Source organism: Gimesia panareensis (assembly GCF_007748155.1).
In the GTDB taxonomy this organism is placed as follows: Bacteria; Planctomycetota; Planctomycetia; order Planctomycetales; family Planctomycetaceae; genus Gimesia; species Gimesia panareensis.
On the sequence record NZ_CP037421.1, the window covers coordinates 1,100,009 to 1,126,245 of the forward strand.

The 26,237-nt window shown below is 54.3% G+C and carries 16 protein-coding genes; 12 read left to right on the top strand and 4 right to left on the bottom strand.

Annotated features, from left to right (window positions below; translation table 11 throughout):
- Positions 1-62 precede the first annotated feature (62 nt).
- From Enr10x_RS04225 to Enr10x_RS04235, 3 genes are all read left to right on the top strand, one after another.
- Entirely contained in the window at positions 63-1,508 is a 1,446-nt protein-coding gene (locus tag Enr10x_RS04225; protein ID WP_145104311.1) for a DUF1501 domain-containing protein, read from the top strand.
- Between the two features lie 293 nt (positions 1,509-1,801).
- Positions 1,802-4,711, top strand: coding sequence for a PSD1 and planctomycete cytochrome C domain-containing protein (locus Enr10x_RS04230; protein ID WP_145448247.1), 2,910 nt, complete (start codon positions 1,802-1,804; stop codon positions 4,709-4,711).
- 80 nt (positions 4,712-4,791) lie between these two features.
- Positions 4,792-6,255, top strand: coding sequence for a DUF1501 domain-containing protein (locus Enr10x_RS04235; protein ID WP_145448248.1), 1,464 nt, complete (start codon positions 4,792-4,794; stop codon positions 6,253-6,255).
- An 88-nt stretch (positions 6,256-6,343) separates the two neighbouring features.
- Here Enr10x_RS04235 and Enr10x_RS04240 read toward each other — a convergent pair whose 3' ends face one another.
- Positions 6,344-7,540 carry a RidA family protein gene (locus Enr10x_RS04240; RefSeq protein WP_197997478.1) on the bottom strand — a complete coding sequence of 399 codons (1,197 nt, stop codon included), beginning with the start codon at positions 7,538-7,540 and terminating at the stop codon, positions 6,344-6,346.
- A gap of 72 nt (positions 7,541-7,612) precedes the next feature.
- On the bottom strand, positions 7,613-9,649 hold the full coding sequence (locus Enr10x_RS04245) for a prolyl oligopeptidase family serine peptidase (protein ID WP_145448250.1): 2,037 nt from the start codon (positions 9,647-9,649) through the stop codon (positions 7,613-7,615).
- Between the two features lie 244 nt (positions 9,650-9,893).
- Here Enr10x_RS04245 and Enr10x_RS04250 point away from each other — a divergent pair, with 244 nt between their 5' ends.
- From Enr10x_RS04250 to Enr10x_RS04290, 9 genes are all read left to right on the top strand, one after another.
- Positions 9,894-10,607 carry a hypothetical protein gene (locus tag Enr10x_RS04250; RefSeq protein WP_145448251.1) on the top strand — a complete coding sequence of 238 codons (714 nt, stop codon included), beginning with the start codon at positions 9,894-9,896 and terminating at the stop codon, positions 10,605-10,607.
- Positions 10,608-10,678: 71 nt separating this feature from the next.
- Positions 10,679-11,362 carry a hypothetical protein gene (locus Enr10x_RS04255; RefSeq protein WP_145448252.1) on the top strand — a complete coding sequence of 228 codons (684 nt, stop codon included), beginning with the start codon at positions 10,679-10,681 and terminating at the stop codon, positions 11,360-11,362.
- Between the two features lie 68 nt (positions 11,363-11,430).
- On the top strand, positions 11,431-12,144 hold the full coding sequence (locus Enr10x_RS04260; protein ID WP_145448253.1) for a hypothetical protein: 714 nt from the start codon (positions 11,431-11,433) through the stop codon (positions 12,142-12,144).
- A 320-nt stretch (positions 12,145-12,464) separates the two neighbouring features.
- Positions 12,465-14,513, top strand: coding sequence for a flagellar basal body P-ring protein FlgI (locus Enr10x_RS04265; RefSeq protein ID WP_145448254.1), 2,049 nt, complete (start codon positions 12,465-12,467; stop codon positions 14,511-14,513).
- A gap of 71 nt (positions 14,514-14,584) precedes the next feature.
- Positions 14,585-18,505, top strand: a complete 3,921-nt coding sequence (locus tag Enr10x_RS04270) for an AAA family ATPase (RefSeq protein ID WP_145448255.1) — start codon at positions 14,585-14,587, stop codon at positions 18,503-18,505.
- A gap of 66 nt (positions 18,506-18,571) precedes the next feature.
- Positions 18,572-19,051 carry a cyclic pyranopterin monophosphate synthase MoaC gene (moaC, locus tag Enr10x_RS04275; RefSeq protein WP_145104330.1) on the top strand — a complete coding sequence of 160 codons (480 nt, stop codon included), beginning with the start codon at positions 18,572-18,574 and terminating at the stop codon, positions 19,049-19,051.
- 255 nt (positions 19,052-19,306) lie between these two features.
- The gene (locus Enr10x_RS04280) at positions 19,307-20,299 is read left to right on the top strand and encodes a polyprenyl synthetase family protein (protein WP_145104332.1); all 993 of its coding nucleotides are present in this window, start codon (positions 19,307-19,309) and stop codon (positions 20,297-20,299) included.
- Positions 20,300-20,382: 83 nt separating this feature from the next.
- Positions 20,383-22,137, top strand: a complete 1,755-nt coding sequence (locus tag Enr10x_RS04285) for an ABC transporter permease subunit (protein WP_145104334.1) — start codon at positions 20,383-20,385, stop codon at positions 22,135-22,137.
- A gap of 21 nt (positions 22,138-22,158) precedes the next feature.
- Positions 22,159-23,457 carry a CNNM domain-containing protein gene (locus Enr10x_RS04290; protein ID WP_145104336.1) on the top strand — a complete coding sequence of 433 codons (1,299 nt, stop codon included), beginning with the start codon at positions 22,159-22,161 and terminating at the stop codon, positions 23,455-23,457.
- Between the two features lie 19 nt (positions 23,458-23,476).
- Here Enr10x_RS04290 and Enr10x_RS04295 read toward each other — a convergent pair whose 3' ends face one another.
- Positions 23,477-24,517 (bottom strand): GspE/PulE/PilB domain-containing protein, encoded by a 1,041-nt coding sequence (locus Enr10x_RS04295; protein WP_145104338.1) that lies wholly within the window; start codon positions 24,515-24,517, stop codon positions 23,477-23,479.
- A gap of 106 nt (positions 24,518-24,623) precedes the next feature.
- The gene (locus Enr10x_RS04300; protein ID WP_145104340.1) at positions 24,624-26,207 is read right to left on the bottom strand and encodes an Hsp70 family protein; all 1,584 of its coding nucleotides are present in this window, start codon (positions 26,205-26,207) and stop codon (positions 24,624-24,626) included.
- Between the last annotated feature and the right edge of the window lie 30 nt (positions 26,208-26,237).

A 26,237-nucleotide genomic window follows, 5' to 3' on the forward strand; every position in this document is an offset into this window, starting at 1 on the left:
AGGAAACAGCAACACGATTTAACATCTGTGACCATTAAACGCTATTGCGGAAAGACAATCTAATGAGTAATCAATATCAGGATATCAATACGGTCGTCAATCGCCGTCAGCTGCTCATGCAGGCCGGGGCCGGCTTCGGTGGAATCGCGCTCAACGCCATGCTGGCACAGCAGGCGGGCGCTGCCACAAAGATTGCGACTAAACCTCTTTCGCCTCTGTCAGCAAAGCAGACACACTTCCCGGCGACCGCCAAGAGCGTGATTTTTCTGTTCATGGAAGGGGGCCCGAGCCACATCGATATGTTCGATCCCAAACCGGCCCTGCAGAAACTGGCTGGCCAACCGCTGCCTTCCAGCTATAAAAAGCCGATCACCGCGATGGGAGAAGTCAACGCACCTTTGCTGGCTTCCAAGCGTAAATGGAAACAGCACGGCGAAGCAGGCACCTGGGTTTCTGACTGGCTGCCCAACATCGCGACCTGTGTGGATGACATCGCTGTCGTCCGTGGTTGCTGGACCAACGGCATCAACCATGCCGGCGGAGTCTGCCAGATGAATACCTGCATTCCGCTCGCCGGGCGACCTTCGCTGGGGAGCTGGGTGACGTATGGTCTGGGAACCGAAAACGAAAGCCTGCCCGCCTTCGTGGTCATCCAGGACAACAACAGCACGGTGGTGAACGGTCCGCGCAACTGGGGGACCGCTTTCATTCCCGCCGTCTACCAGGGAACCCGCCTCAATACAGGAAAGGAACCGATCTCGAATCTGTATCGCCCCGACGATGTCTTCGCGACTCAGGAATCGGGTAAGCTGGATCTGCTTGCCAAACTGAATCAGCAGCACGCCGCTGCCCGCAAGCAGCAGTCCGAACTGGATGCCCGCATCGAGTCCTACGAACTCGCATTCCGCATGCAGGCCGCTGCTCCCGAGGCCGTCGACCTGAGTCAGGAAACCCAGGCCACGCGTGAAATGTATGGTATGGACGAGAAAGAGACCAAAGTCTACGGGACCAACTGTCTGCTGGCACGCCGACTGGTCGAGCGGGGCGTCCGTTTCGTGCAGCTCTATAACGGAGCCGGCAGTAAATGGGATTCCCATTCCGGAATTGAAAAACGGCACTCTGCTTTGTGTAAGGGAATGGATAAATGTGTTGCCGGTCTGCTGAAAGACCTCAAGCAGCGCGGTCTGCTCGATTCCACACTCGTCGTCTGGGGTGGTGAATTCGGGCGAACCCCGATGAGTGAAAAGGGAGACGGCCGCGATCACAACCCGACCGGCTTCACCATGTTCATGGCAGGCGGTGGAGTCAAAGGAGGCCAGACCATCGGCGGGACCGACGAACTGGGCCTGTATGCCGTGGAAGATCGGATGCACGTCAAAGATATCCACACCAGCATTTACCACCTGCTGGGTTTGAGCAATATGAAGCTGGAGTACCGCCACAAAGGAAGCCCCGAACGCCCCACTCTGAACGAAGGGGAGTTCATGGAAAAACTGGTGACGGGATGATCAGTTTTGTAAGTCTCTGATAAATAATGCTTTATGGATTTCTGGGCGGTTCGGAGGCTGGTAAAAGTCACCGAACCGCTCTTTTTGATTTAACCCGGACAGTTTTTTCGTTTCTGATTAATCGAACTCGTTTGAAATTCCTCTCTTGCACTGAGAGGTAAAACCGATACCATAATATATAAGCAACTTTTAGTTATTATTAACCTTTGAGTTGCAGATGAGCCCTCCATTTAGACTGCCCGGCTCTGTCGGGTAGCCCTCACCATAAACCATTACCACGAGAGTCATCTTCCATGAACGGTCGACTTTTCCTGGCGTCTCTGTTTTCTGTTTCTGTCTGTCTGACCTCAGCCCAGGCTGCTGAGTCCGATAAAAAAGTGGAAACGCTTTCCTTTGAAAACAACGTGCGCAAGATCCTCAAGGTCCACTGTCTGCACTGCCATGGAGAAAATGGCGAAATGGAAGGCAGCCTGGATCTCCGTCTGAAACGCTTCATGGTAAAAGGGGGCGACAGTGGCCCCTCCATCGTGCCGGGAAAGAGTGGCGAAAGTGAACTGATCGCCCGCATCGAAGCCAAAGAGATGCCCCCCGAAGGCAAGCACATGCCCGAGGAAGAACTCGCGATTCTCAAACAATGGATCGATCAGGGCGCTCACACGCTGCGTCCCGAACCCGATAAAATCGGTGAGGATTATCTCGCTCCCGACGATCTGGCCTTCTGGTCGTTTCAGCCGGTGAAAAATTATCCCGTTCCCAAAGTTAAACAGCCCAAGCTGGTCAAGCAGCCGATCGATGCATTCCTGCTGTCTAAGCTCGAAGAAAAAGACCTGACCTTTACAGCAGAGGCTTCCAAAGCCTCATTGGCGCGACGCGCGTTTTACGATCTGATCGGTCTGCCTCCTACCCCAGAGGAACTGAAACAGTTTCTGGATGACAAGAGCCCGGACGCCTACGAAAAGCTGATCGATCGTCTGCTCGCTTCGCCGCACTACGGCGAACGTTGGGGGCGTCACTGGCTGGACGTGGCCGGCTATGCCGACTCCGAAGGCTACAACAATAAGGATCAGGAACGTCCCTGGGCATTCCGCTACCGCGATTATGTGATCCGTGCTTTCAATGAAGACAAACCTTACGATCAGTTTCTGCAGGAACAGCTGGCCGGCGATGAAATGGTCAAGCCGCCCTATCATAAGCTGAGCCCGGAAGACATGCAGAAGCTGGTGGCTACCGGTTTTCTGCGGATGGCTCCCGACGGCACCGGCAGCAACCCTGCCGAAAAAGAAGTCGCGAAAAACCAGGTCGTGACCGATACCGTGGATATCGTTTCTTCTTCGATTCTCGGGATGACCGTTGCCTGTGCCCAGTGCCACGATCACAAGTACGATCCGATTCCGCAGAACGATTACTATCGCTTCCGCGCCATTTTTGAGCCGGCCCTGGATTGGAAGAACTGGCGGACCCCCGCGGGGCGTCGGATTTCGATCATGTCTGATGAGGACCGCAAGCAGGCTAACGAACTGGAAAAAGAAGCCCAGAAGGTACTCGCCGAGCGCACCGAACTGGTCAACAAATTCATCGACCGCACACTGGAGCGGGAACTGTTGGATGTTCCGGAAGACAAGCAGGAGGCTGCCCGCACAGCTTATAAAACTCCTGGTAACAAACGGACCAAAGAGCAGGTCGCCCTGCTGAAGAATTATCCCCGCATCAATCGACTCTCTGCCGGCTCGCTCTATCTCTACGATCGGACTTTATACGAACTGTCCAGCAAAGCCACTCAGAAGTCCAAGGAACTGGCCCGCGATCTGGTCGCGAAAGTCGAAAAAGAGACCCTGGCTAAAATTCCCGAAGATCGCAAAGCACTCGCATTGGCCGCTCAGAAGGCTGATGCCAAAAAGCGGACCGAAGAACAGAAGAAGGTCATTGAAGAATTCCCGGGCCTTTTAGTTTCCACGACAAACCTGAAGGATTTCGATCCCGAAGGAGCCGCTCAGGTTCAACACTTCAAAGACGAAGCCAAACGTTTCAACGATTTGAAGACGACGGCCATCCTCAAGGAGTACAGCGATAAAGCTGCCAAGATCCGTGACAAAAAGCCGAAAGAAGAATTCATTCGTGTGCTCACCGAAGTTCCCGGAAAAGTGCCCAAGACCTTCTTCTTTAACCGCGGTGACTTCGAACAGCCCAAACACGAGCTGCAGCCCGCAGGTCTGTCGGTCGTCAAATCAAATCTCAAGCAGCAGGTCGACATTCCAGTTCAGAACAAAGACATTCCCACCACCGGACGCCGCCTGGCTTACGCGAAATACATCACCAATGGCGAGCATCCGCTGACGGCCCGCGTTTTCGTGAACCGACTCTGGCTGCATCACTTCGGGAAAGGCATCGTGGCGTCGCCAACTGACTTCGGCAAACTGGGAATTCCTCCCACGCACCGCGAACTGCTGGACTGGCTCGCACACGATTTCGTAGCCAATGGCTGGAAAATCAAACGTCTGCACAAAATGCTGATGACTTCGAACGCTTATATGCAGAGTTCCCAGCGGTCCGATGAATACGATGTCGTCGATCCCGACAACCTCCTGTACGGCCACATGCCCGTCCGTCGTCTCGAAGCAGAAACAATTCGCGATTCGATCATCGCTGTCACCGGCAAATTGAAGAATGATCTGTATGGTGAGCCGGTCCCCGTTAAAGAAGACGAAGTCGGCCAGATCGTGGTCGGCATCGCCAATGTCGATTCCGCCGGTCGCCAGGGCAAGGACATCAAGATGGACGACCGCCAGTTCCGCCGCAGTGTTTATGTTGCGGTCAGCCGCAGTAAACCGCTGGCAGTGCTGGATATGTTCGATGCACCCAAAATGGAACCGAACTGTGAAAAGCGGTCTTCTTCCACCGTGGCACCCCAGTCGCTGCTGATGATGAACAGCGGCTTCATGGTCGAGCATGCGGAATATTTTGCAGAGCGGCTGCAGAAAGAACGGGCTGGCAACAAAGCCGAACAGGTCAAGCTGGCCTGGATGCTGGCCTACGGGAAGGAACCGACCGAACAGGAAATTAAACAGTCGATTGAATTTATCGATTCACAGATTCCTCAATTTAAAGATCAGAAAAACAGTGCAGGAAAAACTCCGGAACAACTGGCACTGGCAACATTCTGCCAGGCACTGCTCAGCAGTAACGGATTCCTGTATGTCGACTGAGGCCTGAGGCTGCTTTTCAGCCACGCGACTCGTCAGTCATCTACGTTTTGAAACTTCAGATACTCGAATGGTATCGCAACATGCATAATCAACCCTCCCTGTCAGCCCCGCATTCCCGCCGTCACTTTCTGGCCTCCAGTTCGATGGGCATCGGTTCGGTCGCCCTGTCCTGGTTGCTCAATCACGAACAGGCCCAGGCGAAGAATCCGGTTGTGCGTCCCGAACTGGTCAAGACGCAGTTTGACTTAACGGCCAAGCCCACGCATCACCCACCCAAAGCTAAGGCGATGATCTCCCTGTTCATGCAGGGCGGACCCAGTCACCTGGACATGTTCGACCCCAAGCCGATGTTGCAGAAATATGACGGCAAGAAATTCCCCGGTGACATCAAATACGACAACGCCGCCCAGGCCAGTTCCAAAGTGCTGGGCAGCCCCTGGAAATTCAAAAAGCACGGTGAATGCGGCACTGAGTTGTCCGAACTGGTTCCTGGCTTAAGTGAAGTCGTCGACGACATCGTGCTGATGCGATCGATGCATACCGGCGTGAACAATCATGGTCAATCCATCTACGCCATGCACAGCGGTCGCATTCTCCCTGGTCGCCCGACGATCGGGAGCTGGTTGACTTACGGGCTGGGATCGGAATCCGAAAACCTGCCAGCCTACATCGCGATGGTCGATCCGGGCGGAGCACCTGTGCTGGGCGTCGATAACTGGACCAACGGCTGGTTGCCTTCGCTCTATCAGGGAACTGTCATCCGACCTAAAGAACCCCGCATTCTGAACCTGAATGCGCCGCCACACCTGAGTGGAAAAGCCCAGGAAAAATACCTCGACTTCCTCGGCCAGCTGAATCAGCGGCACCTGAGCCAGCATCCGGGTGAAGACGATCTTTCGGCCCGCATCGCCAGCTATGAACTGGCAGCCAAGATGCAGACTGCAGCCACCGAGGCCCTCGACCTGAGCCAGGAAACTCTGGCGACTCAGAAGATGTACGGGATTGACGTACCGGAATCTGCCGAGTTCGGTAAACGCTGTCTGATTTCCCGCCGTCTGATCGAACGGGGCGTCCGCTTCGTACAGATTATGACTGGTAACCAGCACTGGGATCACCATACCAGCATGCGGACTTCTCTGCCGCGAACCTGTAAGCGGGTGGATGTGCCCTCCGCAGGTCTGGTCAAAGACCTCAAGCAGCGCGGCCTGCTCGATGAGACCCTGGTTCACTGGGGTGGTGAAATGGGCCGCCTGCCCGTGATTCAGAATGATGCAGGCATGGCCAAGCAGGGCCGCGATCATAACACCTACGGTTTCACCATGTGGCTGGCCGGCGGCGGTTTGAAGAGCGGCATGACCTATGGCGAGACCGACGACTTCGGTCATCATGCGATCAAAGACAAAGTCAGCCACAGTGACTACCACGCTACCCTGCTGCATCTGTTCGGTCTCGATGCCGAGCGGTTGACCTTCACCCGCAATGGTGCGGAACAGACGCTGATCGATGGTCAGCCCTGTCGCATCGTCCACGACATTATCGCTTAAGCGGACCGTTTTACGGGAACAGTTCAATAACAAAAAAACGCCCTGTGATTACAGGGCGTTTTTTATTTTGGGAATGGTTTGTGTCCGCTTACTTCACCGGGACCGCGATCATGTCCATCAGCAGAATCCGGTTGGGAATCCCTACGCTTTTAACAGTCGCTTTGGAAGCCGCGGGGGGCCGCTTCGGATTGTAGTATTCCTGGCGGATCTTACCGAAGTCGCCGCTGATTTCATTCTCAGAGACGTAATAGGTGGCTTTCGCCAGGTGCTGCATGTCGCTGCCCGCTTCGGTCACAATTGCTTTCAGCTGATCGAAGGCGCTGTGGATCCGCGTGCTGTAATTACCCGGCTCTTTGGAAGTGAGCCCCGAAACATATATCCGGTCGCTGACCTCGGCAATTGCCACCCGGCTGAAAACGGGTGAGGCTTTCATGCCGGTCGGCGTTTTATAGACCACGGTTTCTGCGGGACGCGAGTCGGCCGCCGGCTCGGGCAGGGCGACGATCATCTCGATCTCGATGGGCAGTGTGGAGAACCATTCCACCAGCGTAACAGGGACACGGCGTTTTTCCGGAAAGAAGCCGTCGATCACATCCATTGCACTGTTGCCCTGTTTCATCGGCGTCAGAAAAGCTTTGAGGTGAACGATGTTTTCCGGCGATCCGCCCAGATATTTCAGTGTCTGGTGCAGTTCCTCCATGGTTTTTTTCGTGGCCTCTTCCAGCGTGTCTGCTTTGACAGCCTGGCCCGAGATATAGGCAGTCCGGCCAGCCGGCAGCAGGGCGACGCGAAAACCGGAGACGTTGTCATTATAAATCTCGGTTTTGGATATCTTTTTGTCTGAGTCGAGTGCGGCGACCACATCCATGGCGACCAGCGCCTGGGGATCCGGGAGTTGGCTGACAACGAACGTGCAGGCTGGCTGGACCTTGAATTTCAGCTCTTTGATCAACCGCTGTTTCACTTCTGGAACGAGCTCTTCACGGGCCACGTAGACATTCAGTTTTACAATCTTGTAGAGAGTTGCATTCACTTTCCCCAGCAGGTAATCCAGGTTTTCAAGTACCAGCCCGGTCTGATCGCCGGCGTTACCCGGCACCACTTTCCCCCCCTTGAAATTCAGGGGGAGGATCTGGGAGGTATGAGCCAGCACTCTGTTTTTCACGACAGCACACTGGGAGATACCTGTTTCGGCAGAGGGATTCAGATACGCCACCTCGGCAGAAGCCGATCGGGTCAGTACCAGTATTAAAACGACTGTCAGCAGTTTCGTGAGGGATTTCATGAGAGAATTCACCATCCAGATAGAGTCGAACTTGAAAGATCCCCGGGCGCGTTGCCCGGGGATCCGTGAGGACTATTTTAAACGCCAGAATTCGTCGAAGAAACTGGCATCGACCACTTTGCCGGGATACTGGCTGCCGGCGGGCGTCCGCAGATCGATGATTGCCCAGTCGGGCAGCATCGGGACCTGGCGGGCGTTGTTCAGATACGCATATTCGCGATAGGTAAACCCGCTGTTGAGCACTACGTATTTCTCGGGATTCAACGGATTGGGGAAGATCAGCACAGGAGCATGATGGTCGGCAGCGTACTGTTTGTCGCCCACCACGATGGCGTCCTGCTTCCACTCAATCGGCAGTTTGTCGGCGATTTTCTTCAGGATCGCGTTGCTTTGGGGATCGCCCCACAGCACCAGGTTGCTCGCAGCAATTTCCTTGTCGGTGATCTGTGAATCTTTCATCACGCGGGCATCGCCGCGGAACTGCTGTCGCCAGTGCACGATCGCATGTTTCATTTCCGACTGCACCCATTTCTCCACAGTAGGAGAAGCACACTTGCCGGACGGGGAGACGAAGATGAACGAATCCATAAAGGCATCGTCGATCGGTCCCTGCAGATTATGCTTTTTGACCAGTTGCCCCTCTGGGTATTGTGCAGGACCGACCTGCCAGCCGGCGTCAGTAATATGAAACGAGACCTGCCACGAACGATCCGACAACGGGCGGGAGGCTTTCAGTTCTGTACCGTCGACTTTCACGGTGACAGGATGCGTCATATCCAGCGGTGCTTCCCCGGGAGCCATCTTCAGCGTGAAAGCCGTTACATTCCGGGTTTTGACTTCGACACGATTACCACCCGGCAGGCGGGCGTCAATGCGGCCCTGGGTCCATTCTTCTCCCATGGCATCCATTGTGACCCAGTCCATCCGATTGTATTTGAGGGTATAGGTCACCAGGTGAATGGTGCGTGGCACCCGCTCTCGACCCACGCGGGCCAGGGAGTCCATTTTCTGTTCGATGATCACTTTGGAATCGGGGTGAATCCGGTGAGCCGTATCCGGGCCGATGATGTGAACCATGTCGATACCCACCTTGGCGAGGGCACCTTCCATCACGTCGGCTGCCTGTTTCTGTTTGTCAATTTCGCCGCTGTAGGCGACGGTCGGGCACTGAAACAGGTTGAGGGCATAACCGGGGCAGTCGTAGAGCTGCCAGAGTTTTTTCTCGTACCAGGTTGGTTTCAGTTCTTCATTCTGGAACACATCCAGAAAGAGCGGCGTTTCTGAGAAGCCGGCTCCCGGGTTGGCAGCGAACCAGCGGTCCGCGTAATGGACGGCAAACTGCCAGCAGGCGGCTCCCCCCATTGAGAAACCGCGGACGGCGATGCGGTCGTCATCAATGCGGTAATTCTCTTTCGTGGATTCGAGGGCTTCGAGCACGTCGACTTCGCCGGCGAACTTGAAGGCATTCGAGTAACGCCCGTAGGGATGCAGCACGATCGTATCGGTCGGCGTGTACTGTCCGCGGGAACGTTGTGCCTGATTGATAAAGTTGACTTCGCTCAGCCGCTCGCCCCGTCCGTGGAACCAGAGGTCACAGCGGTACTGGCTTTTGCCCGAGAAAGTGTAGCTGTCCGGAATGACCAGGCCATAGGGTTGGACGGTCTGATCGATTTTCGAGATGTAACCTCGAACAACCAGGCCGGTCTGTTTCGTCCAGGGGGCTTCCCCTTTGAGCAGCTGGTCGGCCCGTTCCTGTCCCTGTTCGAGCAGCTTCAGGCCAGCGCCGATTTCCCGTTCGTGGAAAAACTCCTGAAACTCCAGGTCACAGCGCACCGCCCGGTGGTAGATCTCGACATCCGGGATCAGGAAGCGAATGCGGGCATCCTTGGCCTTTTTGAGTTGATCGAGTGACGACTTGAGTTTCGCCAGTCCCGCTTCCAACTGAGCCCGCTGTTTCTCGGGCACTTCGACACCCAGTGACGGGATGCGGCGGACCTGGTCGGGCAGGTTGTCCTTCGGACCGTCGGCGTACAGGAAGCCGGCAGTACAGAAAGTGGCCAGGAGCAGGGGGATTGTAATTTTGACAAGATATTTTTGTGGTAATTTCATAGGAGGACTCTCGCAGGAATCAGGATTGATGTAACTTCTTAAACTGTGGTCACTAAGCTTGCTACTCATATCATGTCGGAAACCGCATCATTTGAAAACTCCTGCAGTCCAGATATTCCTCAATCGGCCCAGGAGTCGAAAACGCTCACAATTGGCATGGACCCTCTCAAAACTGTCTGTTAGAACACTGGCCAGAGCCTGCCCCGGACTCTGAACCTTCTCACGCAATTAGTGGAGACAAGCCATGCGTAACTACGTTTTTTCGTCCTGTCTGAGTGCTCTGAGTATCCTCGCGCTCTCTGTTTCTGGTCTGGCAGCAGAGAAAGCAGCGGAAGAATCAAAACCAGGGCCCTCCCACGAAGTGCACTCGCTCCGTTTGCAGGGGATCGACCTCAAGGCAGAAGAAATCGACTATAAGATTCAGCGAGGTGGTCGGCGTGAGATCAACTTAAACGGTCAGGCCATGATCCAGATTGACCAGATCACAGTCAGAGCAAATTCGATCCATGCCGTTTATACAGCACTGGATCAACTGGTGCTGGAACTGCAGGAGCATGTCAGCATTGTCAGTCCTGGGGACCATCTGCGCGCCAAGGCGACGGAGGCGAAATTTGATTTTGGGGCGAAGACCCTCTTACTCAAAGGGCGAGAAGACAAACTGGCGCAGTTAAACCGGTACGAGGGCTCCAGGGTAAATCAACTGATCGCCACGGAAATACAAATCCAGTTTACTGACCAGGAAACGGTCTTCATCAAATCGAGCGGTCCGGTGGAAATTTCAGAACGGAAGCAGACTCCGGAAGACGATTTTCCCGTACTGCAACAGCCCCGGAACGATCCATTCCCGGGCCCGGCTCCCGACTATGCACCGCGTAAAGCACAGACGAGTTTTTCCCCTCAAACCGATTTATTCAGCCCCAGCAGTCGTCCGGCTCCCAGAACCCGGAAGGATTTTTAACGGCTACATCTGCCTGACGGTCTCCTGAAGAATCAAATTACGTACTAATCAATCTGAAATGGAGTTCAGAAATGCTCATCCGAATTGTTGCTGTCCTGCTGTGTCTGAGTGGAATTACCGATTTGTGCCTGGCTGATGGTTTCGTTCCTGGTCGTAAGTATTTTGTGAAAAATACCTATACGCCGCGTCCTGTGAAAACGAAATCCCTGAAAGAACTTCCGTTTGAAGTCGAGGCAGAGCAACTGAAAATCCTGATGACTCAAGACGATCAGTGCATCGTCAGTCTCAAAGGAAATGCCCGGCTGTTCTGTGGACAGACTCGATATTCAGCAGACCAGATTGAGATTTCTTATAAAAGTCCGAACGATCAGTGGATCTTGATGCAGGGGCATGTGGAAATCGAAAATGAACAGGATCAGCTGCGGATGACTGCGCAGCGAGCGATTCTGGAGAAAGGACGGCGCTATCTCAGGCTGCTGTCCCGTCAGGGAGAACAGGTAACACTTTCGATGACCCAGGGGACGCAAACAACTCGGATTCGCGCGGATCACATCAATCTGATGTATAAAAATCTGGATGCCCTGCTGATTCATCCCACAGATCACGTCACGTTAAAAGTGCTGCCAGCAACGCCTGCAGATCGGCTTGAGGTTACTGATGGACAGCCAAATCCGTTTGATTTCTTCAGTGGGATCGAACTTGCTGTGGTCAAAATCTATTCAGAGGACTGGGTGGTCGCAGCCCGGAAACCGTAGTGCCATTGGGTTTAAGTACTTGGTTTCTCTCAGGAAATGTATCAAACAATCTGAAACGGAGTTCAGGAATGTTGCCTCGATTTTTCGCGATTTTGGTATGCCTGGCCGGGTTACAGGCTTTCTGTTCTGCAGAGGAGATTAAACGCCAGGAGAAGTCGGAGCATGATCAAGTGAGTGTGACCGATGATCAGACACTGGAGTTTGGTTCGTTTGTTTTAAAGGGAGAGGATTTGAAGGTCCGGCTGCGTAGTAAAGGTCGACGCAGCATCGTCATTTCCGGTAATGCTTGTCTGTTGTGTGGAAAAACGCGTTTCATGGCCAGGAACATTGAGGCTTCGTGGAAAAATCCGGATGAGATGTACTTCAGGCTGCAGGGAGATATCGAAATTCAAAACATCTCTGGTCAACTGCGGATGTATGCACAGCAGGCTGCTCTGTTTCATGATCAGCATGGCACACATCTGGTCCTGCAAAACCTGCGTCGGGGGCCTGTCACTCTGCTCAGCACTTCCGATCAGAAAACCACGGAGCTTGTCGCTGACAAGATCGACGTCTACTCCAAAGACGCCAAAACGTTTCGGGTTGAACCCACTGATCTCGTGAGTTTCGATGAACGCGAAACACGTCTTACCGATCGAATTCTATTCGAAGCTTCAGCTCCCAGCGAATACGATATTTTTAATAGAATCTCAAAGATGGAGTTCGAGATTCCATCTCGCCGTTCATCGTCCGACCACAGCCAGAAGATATCGAAAACTGAATTCCTGCAACTGCTTAAGTAGCTTCGGAGCATGGAAAATACGCTTCACTCTGCCTGACCCGAGGATGAAAAATCCCTCTTGACCTGTTTTTCAGTATGCCATAAGCTCCCGATCCACATTAATCTCTCTCTCAAAATCAAATCTCAATTTCTCTTCAGGTTTTCTACTTTGTCGATTCCGGCACTGTCTGATTCCTCAGGTTCAATTCAGTAATCCTACTGATGCAGGGGCACGTTCCATCGAACGGTCCAGCTGCCTGGTAATCATCGTCCGTCCGGGACCGGTTGAGGTGGGGAACGAACATTCTGAAAAGACTGCATTCTCACAAACGGGGTCGTACTGTGAAGAACTTTGTCAATCCATTCATCGTGCTGATCATGCTGGCGGTACCTTTCGCCGGTTGCCAGGAACTCGATTTGAAGCCACAAAGCTGGCTGAAGAACGTCAACATGCGGTCGCAAAGCCCGGATGAGGATGAAGATTATTCCGAGCTGGAAAAGTTCGAGACAAAAGTCGAAACGCCCTTTGTGGGAGATTACACACAGATTACCGGGAAAAACCTGATCGCCCTGCAGGGGGTTGGTCTGGTGACCGGCCTGAAAGGGACCGGCGGCAATCCGCCTCCGTCCGTGCACCGCGAAGCACTGCTGCGTGAGATGCGTCGTCGGAATGTGAAAAACCCGAACATGATTTTACGCAGTCCGTCTACGGCACTGGTGATTGTCAAAGCCTATCTCCCTCCGCTGATTCGCAAAGGGGAGACCTTTGACGTCGAAGTCTACCTGCCCGGTAACAGTGATGCGACCAGCCTCGAAGGGGGCTGGCTGATGGAATCCTACCTGGCTGAACAGGCCATGATCCAGGGACGCGGTCTGCTCAAAGGTCATATCCTGGCCAAGGCCAAGGGGCCGATCCTGATTCCGCCGATGGGCGATGACGATCAGGTCGCCAACGGCATGCTGCGCCGTGGTCGAATTCTGGCCGGGGGCCTCTCCGAGGCGGATGACCGGGACCTGGCGCTCTACCTGCGTAATGACTTTAAGAGTATTCGTAACGCACAACGTATCGCCAACAAGATCGGTGCCCGGTTCCATCACTTTGACAAGTTCGGCATCGAAGAACCGCTGGCCGAAGCCAAGACCGACAAAAAAGTGGTCCTCAAACTGAAACCACGTTATAAACACAACGACTCACGTTACCTGCAGGTCGTGCGGAATATTGCCTTCCGGGAAACCGATGTGGCACAACGCGTACGTATGCAGAAGCTGAGTGAAGAAATCATGATCCCGGAAAAAGCGGAACGGGCCTCCATTCAGCTGGAAGCGATCGGTAAGAAATCGATTCCGATTCTCAAGATGGCACTCAAGAGTCCCTTACTCGAAGTCCGCTTTCATGCCGCTGTCGCACTGGCCTACCTGGGCGACGGATCGGGGCTGAAACACCTGGCCGATGCGGCCCGCGAAGAACCTGCCTTCCGCGTTTACTCGCTGGCAGCGATGTCTGCGATTGACGAACCGGAAGCGCATCTCTACCTCCGCGACCTGATGTGTATGACCAGTGCCGAGACACGCTATGGAGCATTTCGGGCACTCTGGACCCTGGATAGAAACGATCCCTTCATTCGAGGTGAAGACATGAATGGTCAGTTCCTGCTGCACGTACTGCAGACCGAACTGGAACAGGGAACCAGCCACGATCCGGATCAGAAAGATGGTGGTAATGGCCGTAACGGCGGACCAATGATTCATATCACGCACCGCAAACATCCGGAAGTGGTACTGTTTGGTTCTAAACAGGAATTCCGCGTTCCGATGGCGGTCCGGGCCGGTGATGTGCTGGTGACCGGGGCCGCTGGCAGCGATGATATTATCGTCAGTAAATACAAAGTGGGTGAACCAGATCAGCGAAAGAAAGTCACCCGGAATATTGCCGTCGTGATTCGTACCGCGGTGGAGATGGGGGCCAGCTATCCTGATATTGCCGCCATGATTCTTCAGGCACACCGTCAGGGGAATATTGACGCCCAGGTGGAAATAGACGCATTGCCAGAAGGGGGGCGCATGTATTTCAGACCGGTTCCCGAAGATTCCCTGCTGGCGCTGAAATCGGGTGATTTGAAATCTGCCAAACCGAAACGGCGTAAAGGGTCTCGGATTGGAAATGAGAACATGGTTCCCAATATTTTCCACGACGGGGGCCCTCAGACGAAGCATTCCAAAAAATCAAAATACGAACAGGAAATGCGGGAAGCGGCTGAAGAGGACGATGACTCGGTCAACAAAGGCAAAGCCAGTCTGTCTGATTCCCGGAAGCCTAAAAGCACGGACGAGGATGAAAAGTTCGTGAAACAGAGTACCTTCCAGAGCTGGTTCCGTTACTTCCTGAAATAATCCGGCAGGGAAATATTGACTCCCTCCCCATTTAGAGACCCGTTGTTTGTTTTTCCGTTTAAGGTTAAGTGATGCTGAAATCATTGGAACTGTTCGGCTTTAAGAGTTTTGCCGATCGGACCATCTTTGAATTTTCGGAAGGCATTACTTGCGTTGTCGGGCCCAACGGAAGTGGTAAGAGTAACGTCGTGGACGGTATCAAGTGGGTGCTGGGGGACCAGAGCCCCAAGAGTCTCCGCGGTAAGGATATGACCGATGTGATCTTCAACGGATCGAAAGGTCGTAAGGCGAATGCCTATGCCGAAGCCACGTTGACGTTCAAAAATAAAGATCGATTTCTGGACATCGACGCCGAGGAAGTCCACATTGGTCGCCGACTTTGGAAGAACGGCGATTCGGAATATCTGCTCAACCGGAACCCGGTGCGGCTGAAAGACATCCGCGACCTGTTCATGGGGACCGGAGCAGCCACCTCGGCTTACAGTATTATCGAACAGGGCCGCGTCGATCAGATTCTGCAGGCCAATGCCGCGACCCGCCGCGTCGTCTTCGAAGAAGCAGCAGGGATCAGCCGCTATAAGTCCCGGAAGGTGGATGCCGAGCGTAAACTGGAACGGGTCGGGCAGAACATTCTGCGCCTGACCGACATCGTGGATGAAGTTGAAGCTCAGCTGAATTCGACCCGCAGCCAGGCGTCCAAGGCTGCGAAATACCGGGAAGCCTCCACCGAGCTGCGCAAACTCTGGATGGGGATGGCCGCGGATGACTGGCGACATCTGACTGCGCAGCTGTCGACATTGCAGGGGCAGATCGGTCAGTACCAGAAGCGGATCGATGAGCTGAATATTGCGTACCAGGAATACGAGGAAAAGCTCGGTGCCATCGACTCAGAGGTGGCTGAGTTCGACGACCAGCTGCGAAGTGTAGAAAAACAGCTGGCATCCCACCGTGAAGGCATCGCCGGGAATCAGACCGCGATCGAACATCAGCTGGAGCGAAAATCTGAATTTGAATCCGAGATCCTCAGGCTTCGCAAGCAGCGGATTCTGATGGCCAAGCGGACAACGGAAATCCAGCGCGATCTGGAAGCGGTCACGAAAGAAAAAGAAAGCTCCGAGGCCGGCTTTGAACTGCAGCGGGAAAAACTGCAGGAAGCCCAGGAGCGGATCACCACGGTCACTGCGGAACTCGATGCGATCAGCGAAGAGATCCAGCAGAAGCGGCAGCAGGTGCACGATCTCAATAAGCAGTCACTGGCACTGGACAACCGCGTGTTTTCAATGCAGACCCAGCAGGAAACGGTCAGCAATTCGATGGCCAAGGCCAACGAAAAACGTCTGCAGCTGGAGGCCCGGGTCGAAGAAGCAGATGCGGTTGTGGCAGAATGTACGGAGCGCTTTCGCACCGCAGGCGACAAGGTCGCTGAGTTTGCCCAGTCTCTCTCTGCTGTCGATGAAAAACAGCAGGACCTGTTGAGTCAGCAGGATCAGAGAACTCAACAGCTTTCCGAACTGCGGGAACGTCGCAGTGCATACCAGGCCCGCAAGAGCGTACTGGAAGATCTGGAACGTCGTCAGGAAGGGTTGAGTATCGGGGTCAAAGACATTCTGAACCGCGCTCAGACTTCCAATTATCCTCCCTGGAATACGATTCTGGGAAGTGTGGCAGATTTGCTGGATGTCGAACTGGAACAGGCAGCCCTGCTCGAAGTCGCCCTGGGTAGCCGGTCTCAACTGCTGGTGATCAGCGAATTTGAACCACTGTACCAGTTCCTGAAGGAAGGCAAATATTCGATTTCCGGTCGCGTCGGGTTTATTACGCATCCCACCGCGCAGGTCGAACAGCCGGAAGCGGTCAGTGGTTTTACGCTTTCAGGTGATGCTGCAGTTCCGGAAACCTTCTCCGCTCCCACGGCAGAGTCGAATTCCACCGAAGGATATCTGGATCTCAGTGGAGAACGCGGAGTGATCTATCGCGCCGATCAACTGGTAAAAGAGACTCCCGAGAATCGCCGGCTTGCCGAGCTGTTGCTGACCGATACCTGGATTGTCGATTCCCTGGAGACGGCAGTCCGTCTGTCGCGCGAAGAAGGCAAACAGTGCCGGTTCGTGACACTGCAGGGCGAACTGGTCGAGGAAAATCTGTCGATCTTTGTCGGAGCGATCGGAGGGGAGTCGGCCATCTTCACGCGTCGCAGCGAATTGCGCAAACTGAAAAATGATCTGATTCGCATCGATCGTACGCTGAATGATAATGAAGTCGCGCTGGAGAAGCTGGACGACCTGCTTTCAACGGTAGACGAGGAGCGCGTTGCCTGCCAGGAGCAGATGCAGCAGGCGTCCGAAGCGCTGGCGACGGAAAAAGCATCTAAGGTTTCTGCGGAACAGAAACGCGAACAGTTGAGTGAAGAACTGTCGACAGTCCTGAGCGACCTGCACGATCTGGAAGCCCATTCCCGGAAATTAACAGAAGAGGCGGAAGCGGTACTGGTCGAGAAGCAGCAGGTGGAAGCGGAACTGGAGCGGCTGAATCAGTTGATTCAGGAGGACGATAAACAGCTGCTGGATAAACAGTGCGAGGTTCAGGAACTGAAAGAGCAGCAGAACGCGCGCAAACTGGAACTGGCGACTCATGAAGAACGCCTGGCCGGTCTGGAGCAGCGGTTCAGCCGTCTGAAGACGGAAACGGAACAGCGTCAGCAGCAGCAGGAAGAATCGAACCGGCGGTATGAATCTTCGCTGGAGAAGAATTCCCAGATTAATCTGCATATTCTGAATACGCGCGCGGTGCTGGATGAACAGTTGCTGATTCAGGAAACGTTTCTGGAACAGGCCCGCAGCCTGACCAGCTTGCGGGATGAGAAACGACAGTACAAGAAACAATTGAGTTCCGAAGAGGCGGCTCTGCGCAAGGAACGTCGCGAGCTGAGTGACAAGAAGCACGAAGAGGAATTCAAGACACGCGACATCGAGCACGAAATTAAAACGCTGGCCGAGCGGATCGAAGAAGAGTATCAGCTGACGCTGGAAGAGATCGTCTCTTCTGGCGAATCGATTCTCAAACAGCATCTGGAAGAACTGGCAGAGGCAGAACAGGAACTGTCCGCCGCCACAGACGGGGTCGAAGAAACCGATCTGGAGACGGAGGCGATCGACGAGCAGACTGAGCTGGAAGAGGTCGCTCTGGAAGCTGAACCAGAAGAGCCGGTCGAGATTGAACTGGTCAATGAGGAAGATGCGACGTCCGAACCTGGTTTCAACGTCGAGCTGTACCTCGAAATCCGTCCCGAAATTGAAGCCCAGGTGAATCGTCTGCGTCGGAAAATTAAAATGATGGGCAGTATCAACTCCGACAGCCTGAAAGATCTGGACGAGCTGGAATGCCGCTTTGAGTATATGAAGTCGCAGTTGGACGACCTGAACGAGGCCAAATCATCACTGGAAGAGATCATCCGCCGGATCAATCACGAGAGCAAGCGGTTGTTCTTCGATACCTTTGAAGTCATTCGCGGTCATTTTCAGGAAATCTTCCGCAAACTGTTTGGTGGCGGTGAAGCCGATATCATCCTGGAAGATCCGGATGACGTGCTGGAGTGCGGGATCGAAATCGTGGCCCGGCCACCTGGGAAAGAACTGCGTGGTTTGACGCTGCTCAGTGGTGGTGAAAAAACGCTGACTGCGGTAGCCTTGCTGATGTCGATCTTCCGCAGCCGGCCGAGTCCGTTCTGTATTCTGGACGAGGTCGATGCCGCACTGGATGAAGCGAACGTGGAACGTTACGCAGGGCTGATCGATGATTTCAAGGAAACAACCCAGTTCATTATGATCACTCATAATAAACGGTCGATGACTGTCGGAAACGTTCTGTATGGCGTTACAATGGAACAGTCGGGTGTTTCAAAGCGCATGTCCGTCCGGTTTGATGACATCAGTGAAGATGGTCACTTCAAACAGTCCGGTTCCGGCGAGGACGGGGCATCCGAGGCAGCCTGACCGGCGGCTGCGAAAATAGTTCCCTTTGAGGAAACCGCCGCTTTTCTTCGAGACAGCGAGGTCGCGATGTCTGAACTGACCCATTTTGATGACGAGGGTGCCAGTCGCATGGTCGATGTGGGGGGCAAAGAGGTCACTGCGCGGGTTGCGGTGGCGGAGTCCTTTGTCACGATGGAGCCGGCAACGCAGAAGCTGATCCTGGATCGCCAGGTTTCCAAAGGAGATGTGCTGGAAATCGCCCGGATTGCGGGCATCATGGCAACAAAAAAAACGGCTGATCTCATTCCACTCTGCCATCCTCTGAGCATTAACAGCGTGCGTCTGGATTTTGAAGTTCAGAACGAGACCACGATCCGCATTGTATCGACAGTCAATATTGACGGCAAAACGGGGGTGGAAATGGAAGCCCTGACCGCGGTCAGCATTGCCGGTTTGACGATTTACGATATGTGTAAAGCCGTTGATCGAGCGATGACACTGGGACCAACCCGGCTGGTGGAAAAATCAGGGGGCAAAAGCGGTCACTTTATCCGCGCTGAAACCTGAGATTCACGGGTTTTATGCAGATTCTGTCGAGTTCAGCGGTCGAGGGGCCGGTCTCCTGTTGCCAGCAGACCGGAAAGTCTGATTTCACCCCCGAAATCCAACAGAGGCCCCTGTTTGCATTCCTATCTGCCGGGAGAATGCTTACAATGGCTGCGGATTATGATCGGCTCGCGCGGGTCATATGTTCCGTATTTGATGAGTATCTGACCGCCAGACGTAAACTGGAAATCGAATCGATATTGTGGTGAGGCTGTAATGGGGGACCATCTTACGACACATGACCTGCTGGCACGTGTCGAAGAGTTAATTGGCGGTGAGCTGGAGCAGGCAGAGCAGGTCTTTTTGAGCGAAGTCAGCTCGAAGCATCCCTACGTGCATGACGTGTTACAGCATATCACCCGTTTTCAGGGAAAGCGGCTGCGGCCGATCCTGCTGTTGCTCTCCGCTGCAGCGACGGGCGGGATCAAAGAGAGCCATTATGTACTGGCCTCCGTGGTTGAGATGATTCATCTGGCGACACTGGTCCACGACGATGTGCTGGACGACGCCCTGATCCGCCGACATGTGGCGACGGTCAATTCCCGCTGGAACAATGAAACCAGCGTCCTGGTAGGCGATTTTCTGTTCACACATGCTTTCCACCTGAGTGCCAGCCTGGGCGATGCCCGTGCCTGTCGCCTGATCGGTCGGGCGACCAACCTGGTCTGCGAAGGGGAGCTGGCCCAGATTTACGAACGGGGCAACCTGGCATTATCCGAAGAACAGTACCTGCAGATCATTAACGGCAAAACCGCGGAACTGTGTGCCATCAGCACGCAACTGGGGGCTCTGTACGCCGGGGCCGATGAGTCCGTGGTGACCGCGCTGGAAGACTATGGTCGATCCCTGGGAGTGGCGTTCCAGATTACCGATGATTTACTGGATCTGCTGGGAGACGAGGAGCAGATGGGGAAATCGCTGGGATCGGATCTGCAGAAAGAAAAACTGACGCTGCCCCTGATTCGCCTGCTGGACCAGAGCAGTCCTGCCGACCAGGCGTCCATTCAGGAGATCCTCTCGCAGCCTGACCCACAGACGAAGTCGCGGTTGTCGCAGTTCATCAAAAACAGTGATGCCATCGAATACGCGGCTAATCGGGCCAGGGATTTTGCCCGCCAGGCCCGGGAGTCACTCAAGATTTGTGCTGCTTCACCCGCCCGGAGCATTCTCGAGGAACTGACCGAATTTGCCATCCAGCGAACGATCTAATATCATTAAAGTATACCGGTCGAGGGGAGAAGGGCGTCTCTGACTGACTGCAGTCACCTATCGGATAAAGAGGCCAGAGAGCATTGTTTAACAATCCAATTTTCATTCGGGAAGCACTGACGTCACCCCGACAGATTCGGCATTACCTGATTCGTTCCGGTTACGTGGCAGCGGTATTCATTCTGATTTTTACCGCCGGCCAGACTATCCTGGGGACGCAGCAGATTCAGACCACGACGATTGGTGAATTTGCCCGGCTGGGAAATCTGATTTTTCAGATGATCTCCTTTCTGCAACTGCTGCTGGTGATGTTCTTTACGCTCCTGTTTTCTGCGGGAAGCATTGCCCAGGAAAAAGACCGGGGCACGCTGATTCTGCTGCTGATGACCGAACTGAAAGACCGGGAGCTGGTGAGCGGAAAGACGCAGTCCAGCCTGTTGATTGTCTATGTTCTGCTGGCCGCATCGGTTCCCGTCTGTATCTTCTTGCATCTGCTCGGAGGAGTGGAACTCGCGCAGATTCTCTGGATGGAGCTGATCTGCCTGATCACGGTCTTTGCGACAGGTAGCTGGGCGGCGCTGGTGGCATTCTGGCGCGAGAAAACATTCCAGACGCTGGCGATCAGCGTGCTGGGGATGGTCGTCTTTCTGGGGGTGGTGGAACTGCTGGTCGGTCTTTTAGGACCCTCGTCAGCCCTCAGGCCCTGGATTGCCGGGCTGGACCCGTTCCGGGCGTTGTATGAAATTCTGAACCCGCTTTCATTGAATACCGGGCTGGAACCAATTTCGGTCAGTGCCTGGCCTTCTCTGATCAGTCTGACCGTACTGGGTGTGGCACTTCGAGTCTTTACCGTCTTCCGGCTACGGGTCTGGAATCCGTCCCGGTCGGTTTATAAAGCGACCCCCAAGGCTGAGAATGAGACCGAAAAAGAGGCAGTAATTGTCAAGGAAAAGTCACGTTCGATCTGGGCGAACCCGGTGATCTGGCGTGAGATCATGACCAAGGCCTATGGTCGCAAGGTATTTGTGATCAAACTGGCCTATTTTCTGCTGGCAGGTTTTCTGCTCTGGTCGGCGACCAGTTCAGAAGCAGCCGTCGAAGGCGTGTTGTATCTGGGGGTGATTCCACCCCAGGGACTGGCGTTTGCCGGGATCGCCTGGCTGAGCCTGGTGCTGGCCAATACGCAGGCGGTGACTTCGATTACATCGGAAAAGGACAGTAAAACGCTGGAGTTGCTGCTGGTGACCGACATTTCCGCGAAAGAATTCGTACTCGGTAAACTGGGCGGCATTTTCTACAACAGCAAGGAACTGATCCTGGTTCCGGTACTGATTCTGTGTTACCTGGTGTCCCAGGGCGCCTTTTCTACAGAAGGTTTCCTGTGTGCCTTGATCGGCTTTCTGGCTCTGATGATTTTCTCGATTGTGCTCGGCCTGCATATGGGGCTGACATACGATAACAGCCGCTCTGCCATCGGCGGGAGCCTGGGTACGATGTTCTTCCTGTTTATCGGGATTGGGATCTTCATGATCCTGCTGGTACAGGCCCGTTCATCGTTTGCCCTGCAGCTGCAGAGCTTCCTGGTGTTCATTGTCGTGGGAAGTGCGGCCCTGCATTCGGCTTTGACGCATCGCAACCCGTCACGGGCCCTGGCGATTTCCGCCTGGTTACTCCCCTTTTTAACCTTTTATGCCATTACCTCGTTTTTACTGGGAGGCACGTTGGGTGTGCTGGTGACGATTCTGTTTGCCTATGGACTGCCCGTCCTCTCCATGTATATCCCGGCAGTATCTGAGTTCGATGTTGCCCTGGGTAAGACCACCTACGATAAAGGATAGCGCGGCCGTCCCCGTTTCACGATGATCGCATTAATCGATACAATTGCAATCTGGTTTCCTGGAGCCCTGGCATTACTGGCTCTGATCTGTGCCTCCGGTTTTTTTTCCGGCAGTGAGACTGCCATCTTCTATCTCTCACGGGCTGAACTGCGACAGTTCAGCAAAGGCAAGGCCAGCGAACAGGTTGTGGCAGCGCTGGCTGCGGACGCCGACCGACTGTTAACGGCGGTCCTGTTCTGGAATCTGTTGATTAACCTGTCCTACTTTGCCGTCGCGGGGGTAATTGCGAAACAGCTGGCGGATCAGGGGCAGACAGCAGCCGCCGGTTTTTTTACGGTCGGCAGTCTGCTGGCCATCATCCTGTTTGGCGAAGTGCTTCCCAAAAGCCTGTCGATTGTATTCCGCAGAAAGATCGCTCTTCTGGTGAGCTGGCCGCTGGCGTTTTCCATCCGTCTTCTGGATCCGGTGATTCCGTTGCTGCAGAATATCAGTCGGCTGATGCGGCGGACCTTCTGGCCCCATATCCAGAAGGAGTCGTACCTGCATTCCGAGGACCTGGAACGGGCCGTCGATGCCTCCGGCTCCAGCGAAGAGGTCATTCGCCACGAGCGGCAGATCCTGCATAACATCCTGGACCTTTCGGAAATTCTGGTCGAAGAAGCCATGCGTCCGCGGGGCACGTATCTCACGTTCAACATGCCCCTGCAACTCGAGGACCTGACCCGAATTACTCCCAATACCGATTACATCATTCTGCGGAAAAAGGATCAGGACTCGGAAGAAATTGATCGAATTATCTCACTGTCCGAGCTGTCTTCCTTTTCGGCCTCTTCGCTGAACCAGAAGTCAAAGCGAGTGATTCATGTGCCCTGGTGTTCGAATCTGGCGGACGTGTATTTCCGTTTTCAGGCTGAAGACTGCAACTTCGCTTCTGTGGTCGATGAATACGGAGAAACGATCGGGATTGTGTCGTTCGATGATATCATCGATACCATCCTGTCCCCCGAACCGAGCCGGGCCAAGCGGATTTTACGTCGTGATCCAGTTCGCGAGGTCGAGCCGGGCGTGTATCACGTGGAGGGCATTACGACCCTTCGCTATCTCTGCCGCAAACTGCAGCTGGAATACGAAATTGCCGATGATGGCCTGCTGACCGTAGCCGGCATGTTCCACGAAAAACTGGAACGCATTCCGGAAGTAGGCGATGTCTGTGACTGGCAGGGGTATCAACTGGAAGTAATTGAAGTCCGCAGGCTCGGGCATCTGGTTGCGGAACTCAAGCCTCAGCCACCTGGTGAATCTGAAGAGGAAGAAGATTGACGGACCAGGGTGGCCTTGGTTATTTCTTCCACATTCCCGACATCCAGTAGAACGTGATAGCAGGTACGGAGAGGGTAGAGAGCACATACGGCCACGGCCAGGTCTGCGAAAAGACATAGTTTTTCAGTACAAACTGGTCGATCAGAATGGCGGCGATGAAAGCCCAGCCACTGAAGATGATTGAGAGCTGTTTCTTCTCTTTCAGCTGCTCAGGTGAGAGCTGGCTTTCACCCCGTGCCGGTTTCTTCTTTTCCGGTTTTTTCTTCTCTGGCTTGGCGGCCTTGGCGGATTTTTTGGAAGTGGTCTCTTCTGCTGCGACTTCTTCTTCCACTTCGCTTTCTTCAGCGACAGCGTAGTATTTTTTGATGCCTTCATTGATCGAGCGGGGCATTGCCAGTACCCAGCGTGAGGGGACCTGGTACCGCATCCGCAGGTCATCTTCCAGTTCGTGGGTGGGCTGATCTGCACAGGCAACAAGCAGCATGTCATCATCGATGAACAGGGGTAGAATAGTATTGCGTTTGGCGACGTGCTCCGGCAATTCGAGGAGAATGCTGCTGTCCGGTTCGGTTTCAGCCAGATCGATGTAAGGCATTCCCTGGGAACGGGCCATGGCCTGTGTGGCAATGGCCCCGTTTACCAGTCGCATCTGGACCGCGGCATCCCGCATGGTCAGGCCGCGCTGATCTGCAAATTCTTTAAGCTCAGCAGCCTGCTCTTTTGTGATGTGTCCCTGTTCGACGAGTACCTGTTCGACCGACTGGGGGCCGGTCTGCTCGTCTTCGTCGAACTCGCGTCCCAGGCTTTCGTCGTATTCGCGCTTCCGCTCCGGGTCGGTCAGGCAGAGCATGGCTTTGGCCAGCTCGTTGAGCAGTTCCTGTGATTCGTTGGAGTATTTTCCGGCAGCGTATTTTCGAACGTGATTATTCAGCTTTTTATAGTGCGCCCGGATTTTTTCTTCGTCATCTTCAAACTTGACCAGACGCAGTAAGTCGTAATGGTGTGGAGGTCGTTCTCCTTCCGGGATTCCCAGCCATTCCTTATAGACGTCAATTGCCACCTGAGAGAACTCCTTGCTCTGTGTTGATAAATAACGAATTGAAAGACATCAGCGACGCTCATGAAAGCGGTTTGCAGCGGGCCGGGGAGGACCCGCTGCTCAGCGATTATTCGACCAGGTAGTCCTTGGCCAGAAGTTCGAAGCGGTCAACACCTTCATTGTCCAGACCGGAATCGCGGACAATTTCAGTTGCCGATTCGTTATTCCCGGTCAGCTCGCGGGCAGACGCGTGAATTCGACCATTGGCATCGTAGCGATAGGTGACTTCAACCGGGGATCCCTTGGGCAGATTGGCAGGCAGGTTCAGAATGCGGAAATCACCGATGGTGGTGCAGGCATCCGGATCACCGGCTTCCCCTTCCAGGATGATGACGTGAATCCGCTGCTGGTTGTCAGACGTGGTGACGAATTTCTGACTGACACTGGCAGGAATCTCTGTATTGCGTTTGATCATGATATGGTTGATTTTCCGCGTGCGGTCGTTGGGGTCGGTGATCTTCACACCCAGAGAGTGCGAGTTCACATCAGCCGTACTAACGTTGCGCAGACGCTTGTTAACCGCCTGTGCCATGCGGCTGTCACCACCAGTAGCCCGGGCTTCCAGGATCGCAGCGTGGATCGCGGCACCCTGGGCAACGGCCTCTTCCGGGTTCATGCTGCGGGAAGGCTCACGACCGCAGACCGTCTTCAGCATCTCTTCGACCACAGGCATCAAGGTCGAACCACCGACCAGCACGACGTCGTCCAGTTCACCCTTTTCAACGCCCGCCTGCTGCATGACCAACTCGGTGGTGTCACGCGTGCGCTGCAGGAGGTCAGCGGTCATACGCTCAAAATCGCCACGTGTCAGGGCGACCGTCAGCGTGTTGCCTTTGTGGTAAATGGAAACCGGGGCCTGGGCTTTCTGGCTCAATTCCCGCTTGGCGTCTTCACACTCCTGCACGCAGGTTCGCATGGTGACGGGATCTTCGCGAGGATCGCTGCCGAACTTTTTCTTGAACTGTTCTGCCACGTGGTCCACGATCCGCTGACTCCAGTCCAGACCACCGAGCATCACGTCACCGTCGGTCGCCAGTACGCGGAACTGCGTGGGCGAATAGCGAACGATCGTGACGTCGAACGTACCACCCCCGAGGTCATAAACCAGAATGGTGCGTTCGCCGTCAGGCATGGCGTCGGGATTACCCAGCTCATTTCGCTTCCAGGCATAAGCCAGCGTGGCTGCCGTCGGTTCGTTGATGATGTCGATCACATTCAGCCCGGCAATCCGGCCTGCGTCCTGTGTGGCTTTACGGCGAACATCGTTGAAGTAGTAGGGCACGGTAATCACGGCGTTGCCGATGGGGCCAATGTCTTTTTCCGCATCCTGTTTCATTTTCTTCAGGATCAACGCCGAGAGGAATTCCGCGGTCAGCTTCTTTTCCTGATAGACGACGTAGAAGTGGTCGTCGCCCATGTGACGTTTGACTGCTTCGATGATGCGGGAGGGGTCATCTTCGATGGCCGTCCGTTCGAAGGAGGGACCGACGACGACGCGTCCCTCTTCTCCCAGCAGGACCACGGAAGGTGTGATCGATCGGCCATCCGTGTTTTTCAGGGAGATGGGATTTCCATCATTGTCAAGCTGGGCGATGGCCGAATAGGTCGTTCCCAAATCGATGCCAACAGTGTGACCTTCAACAAACTTCATAATGCTACCTTAATTTCGATTATCAAGCGG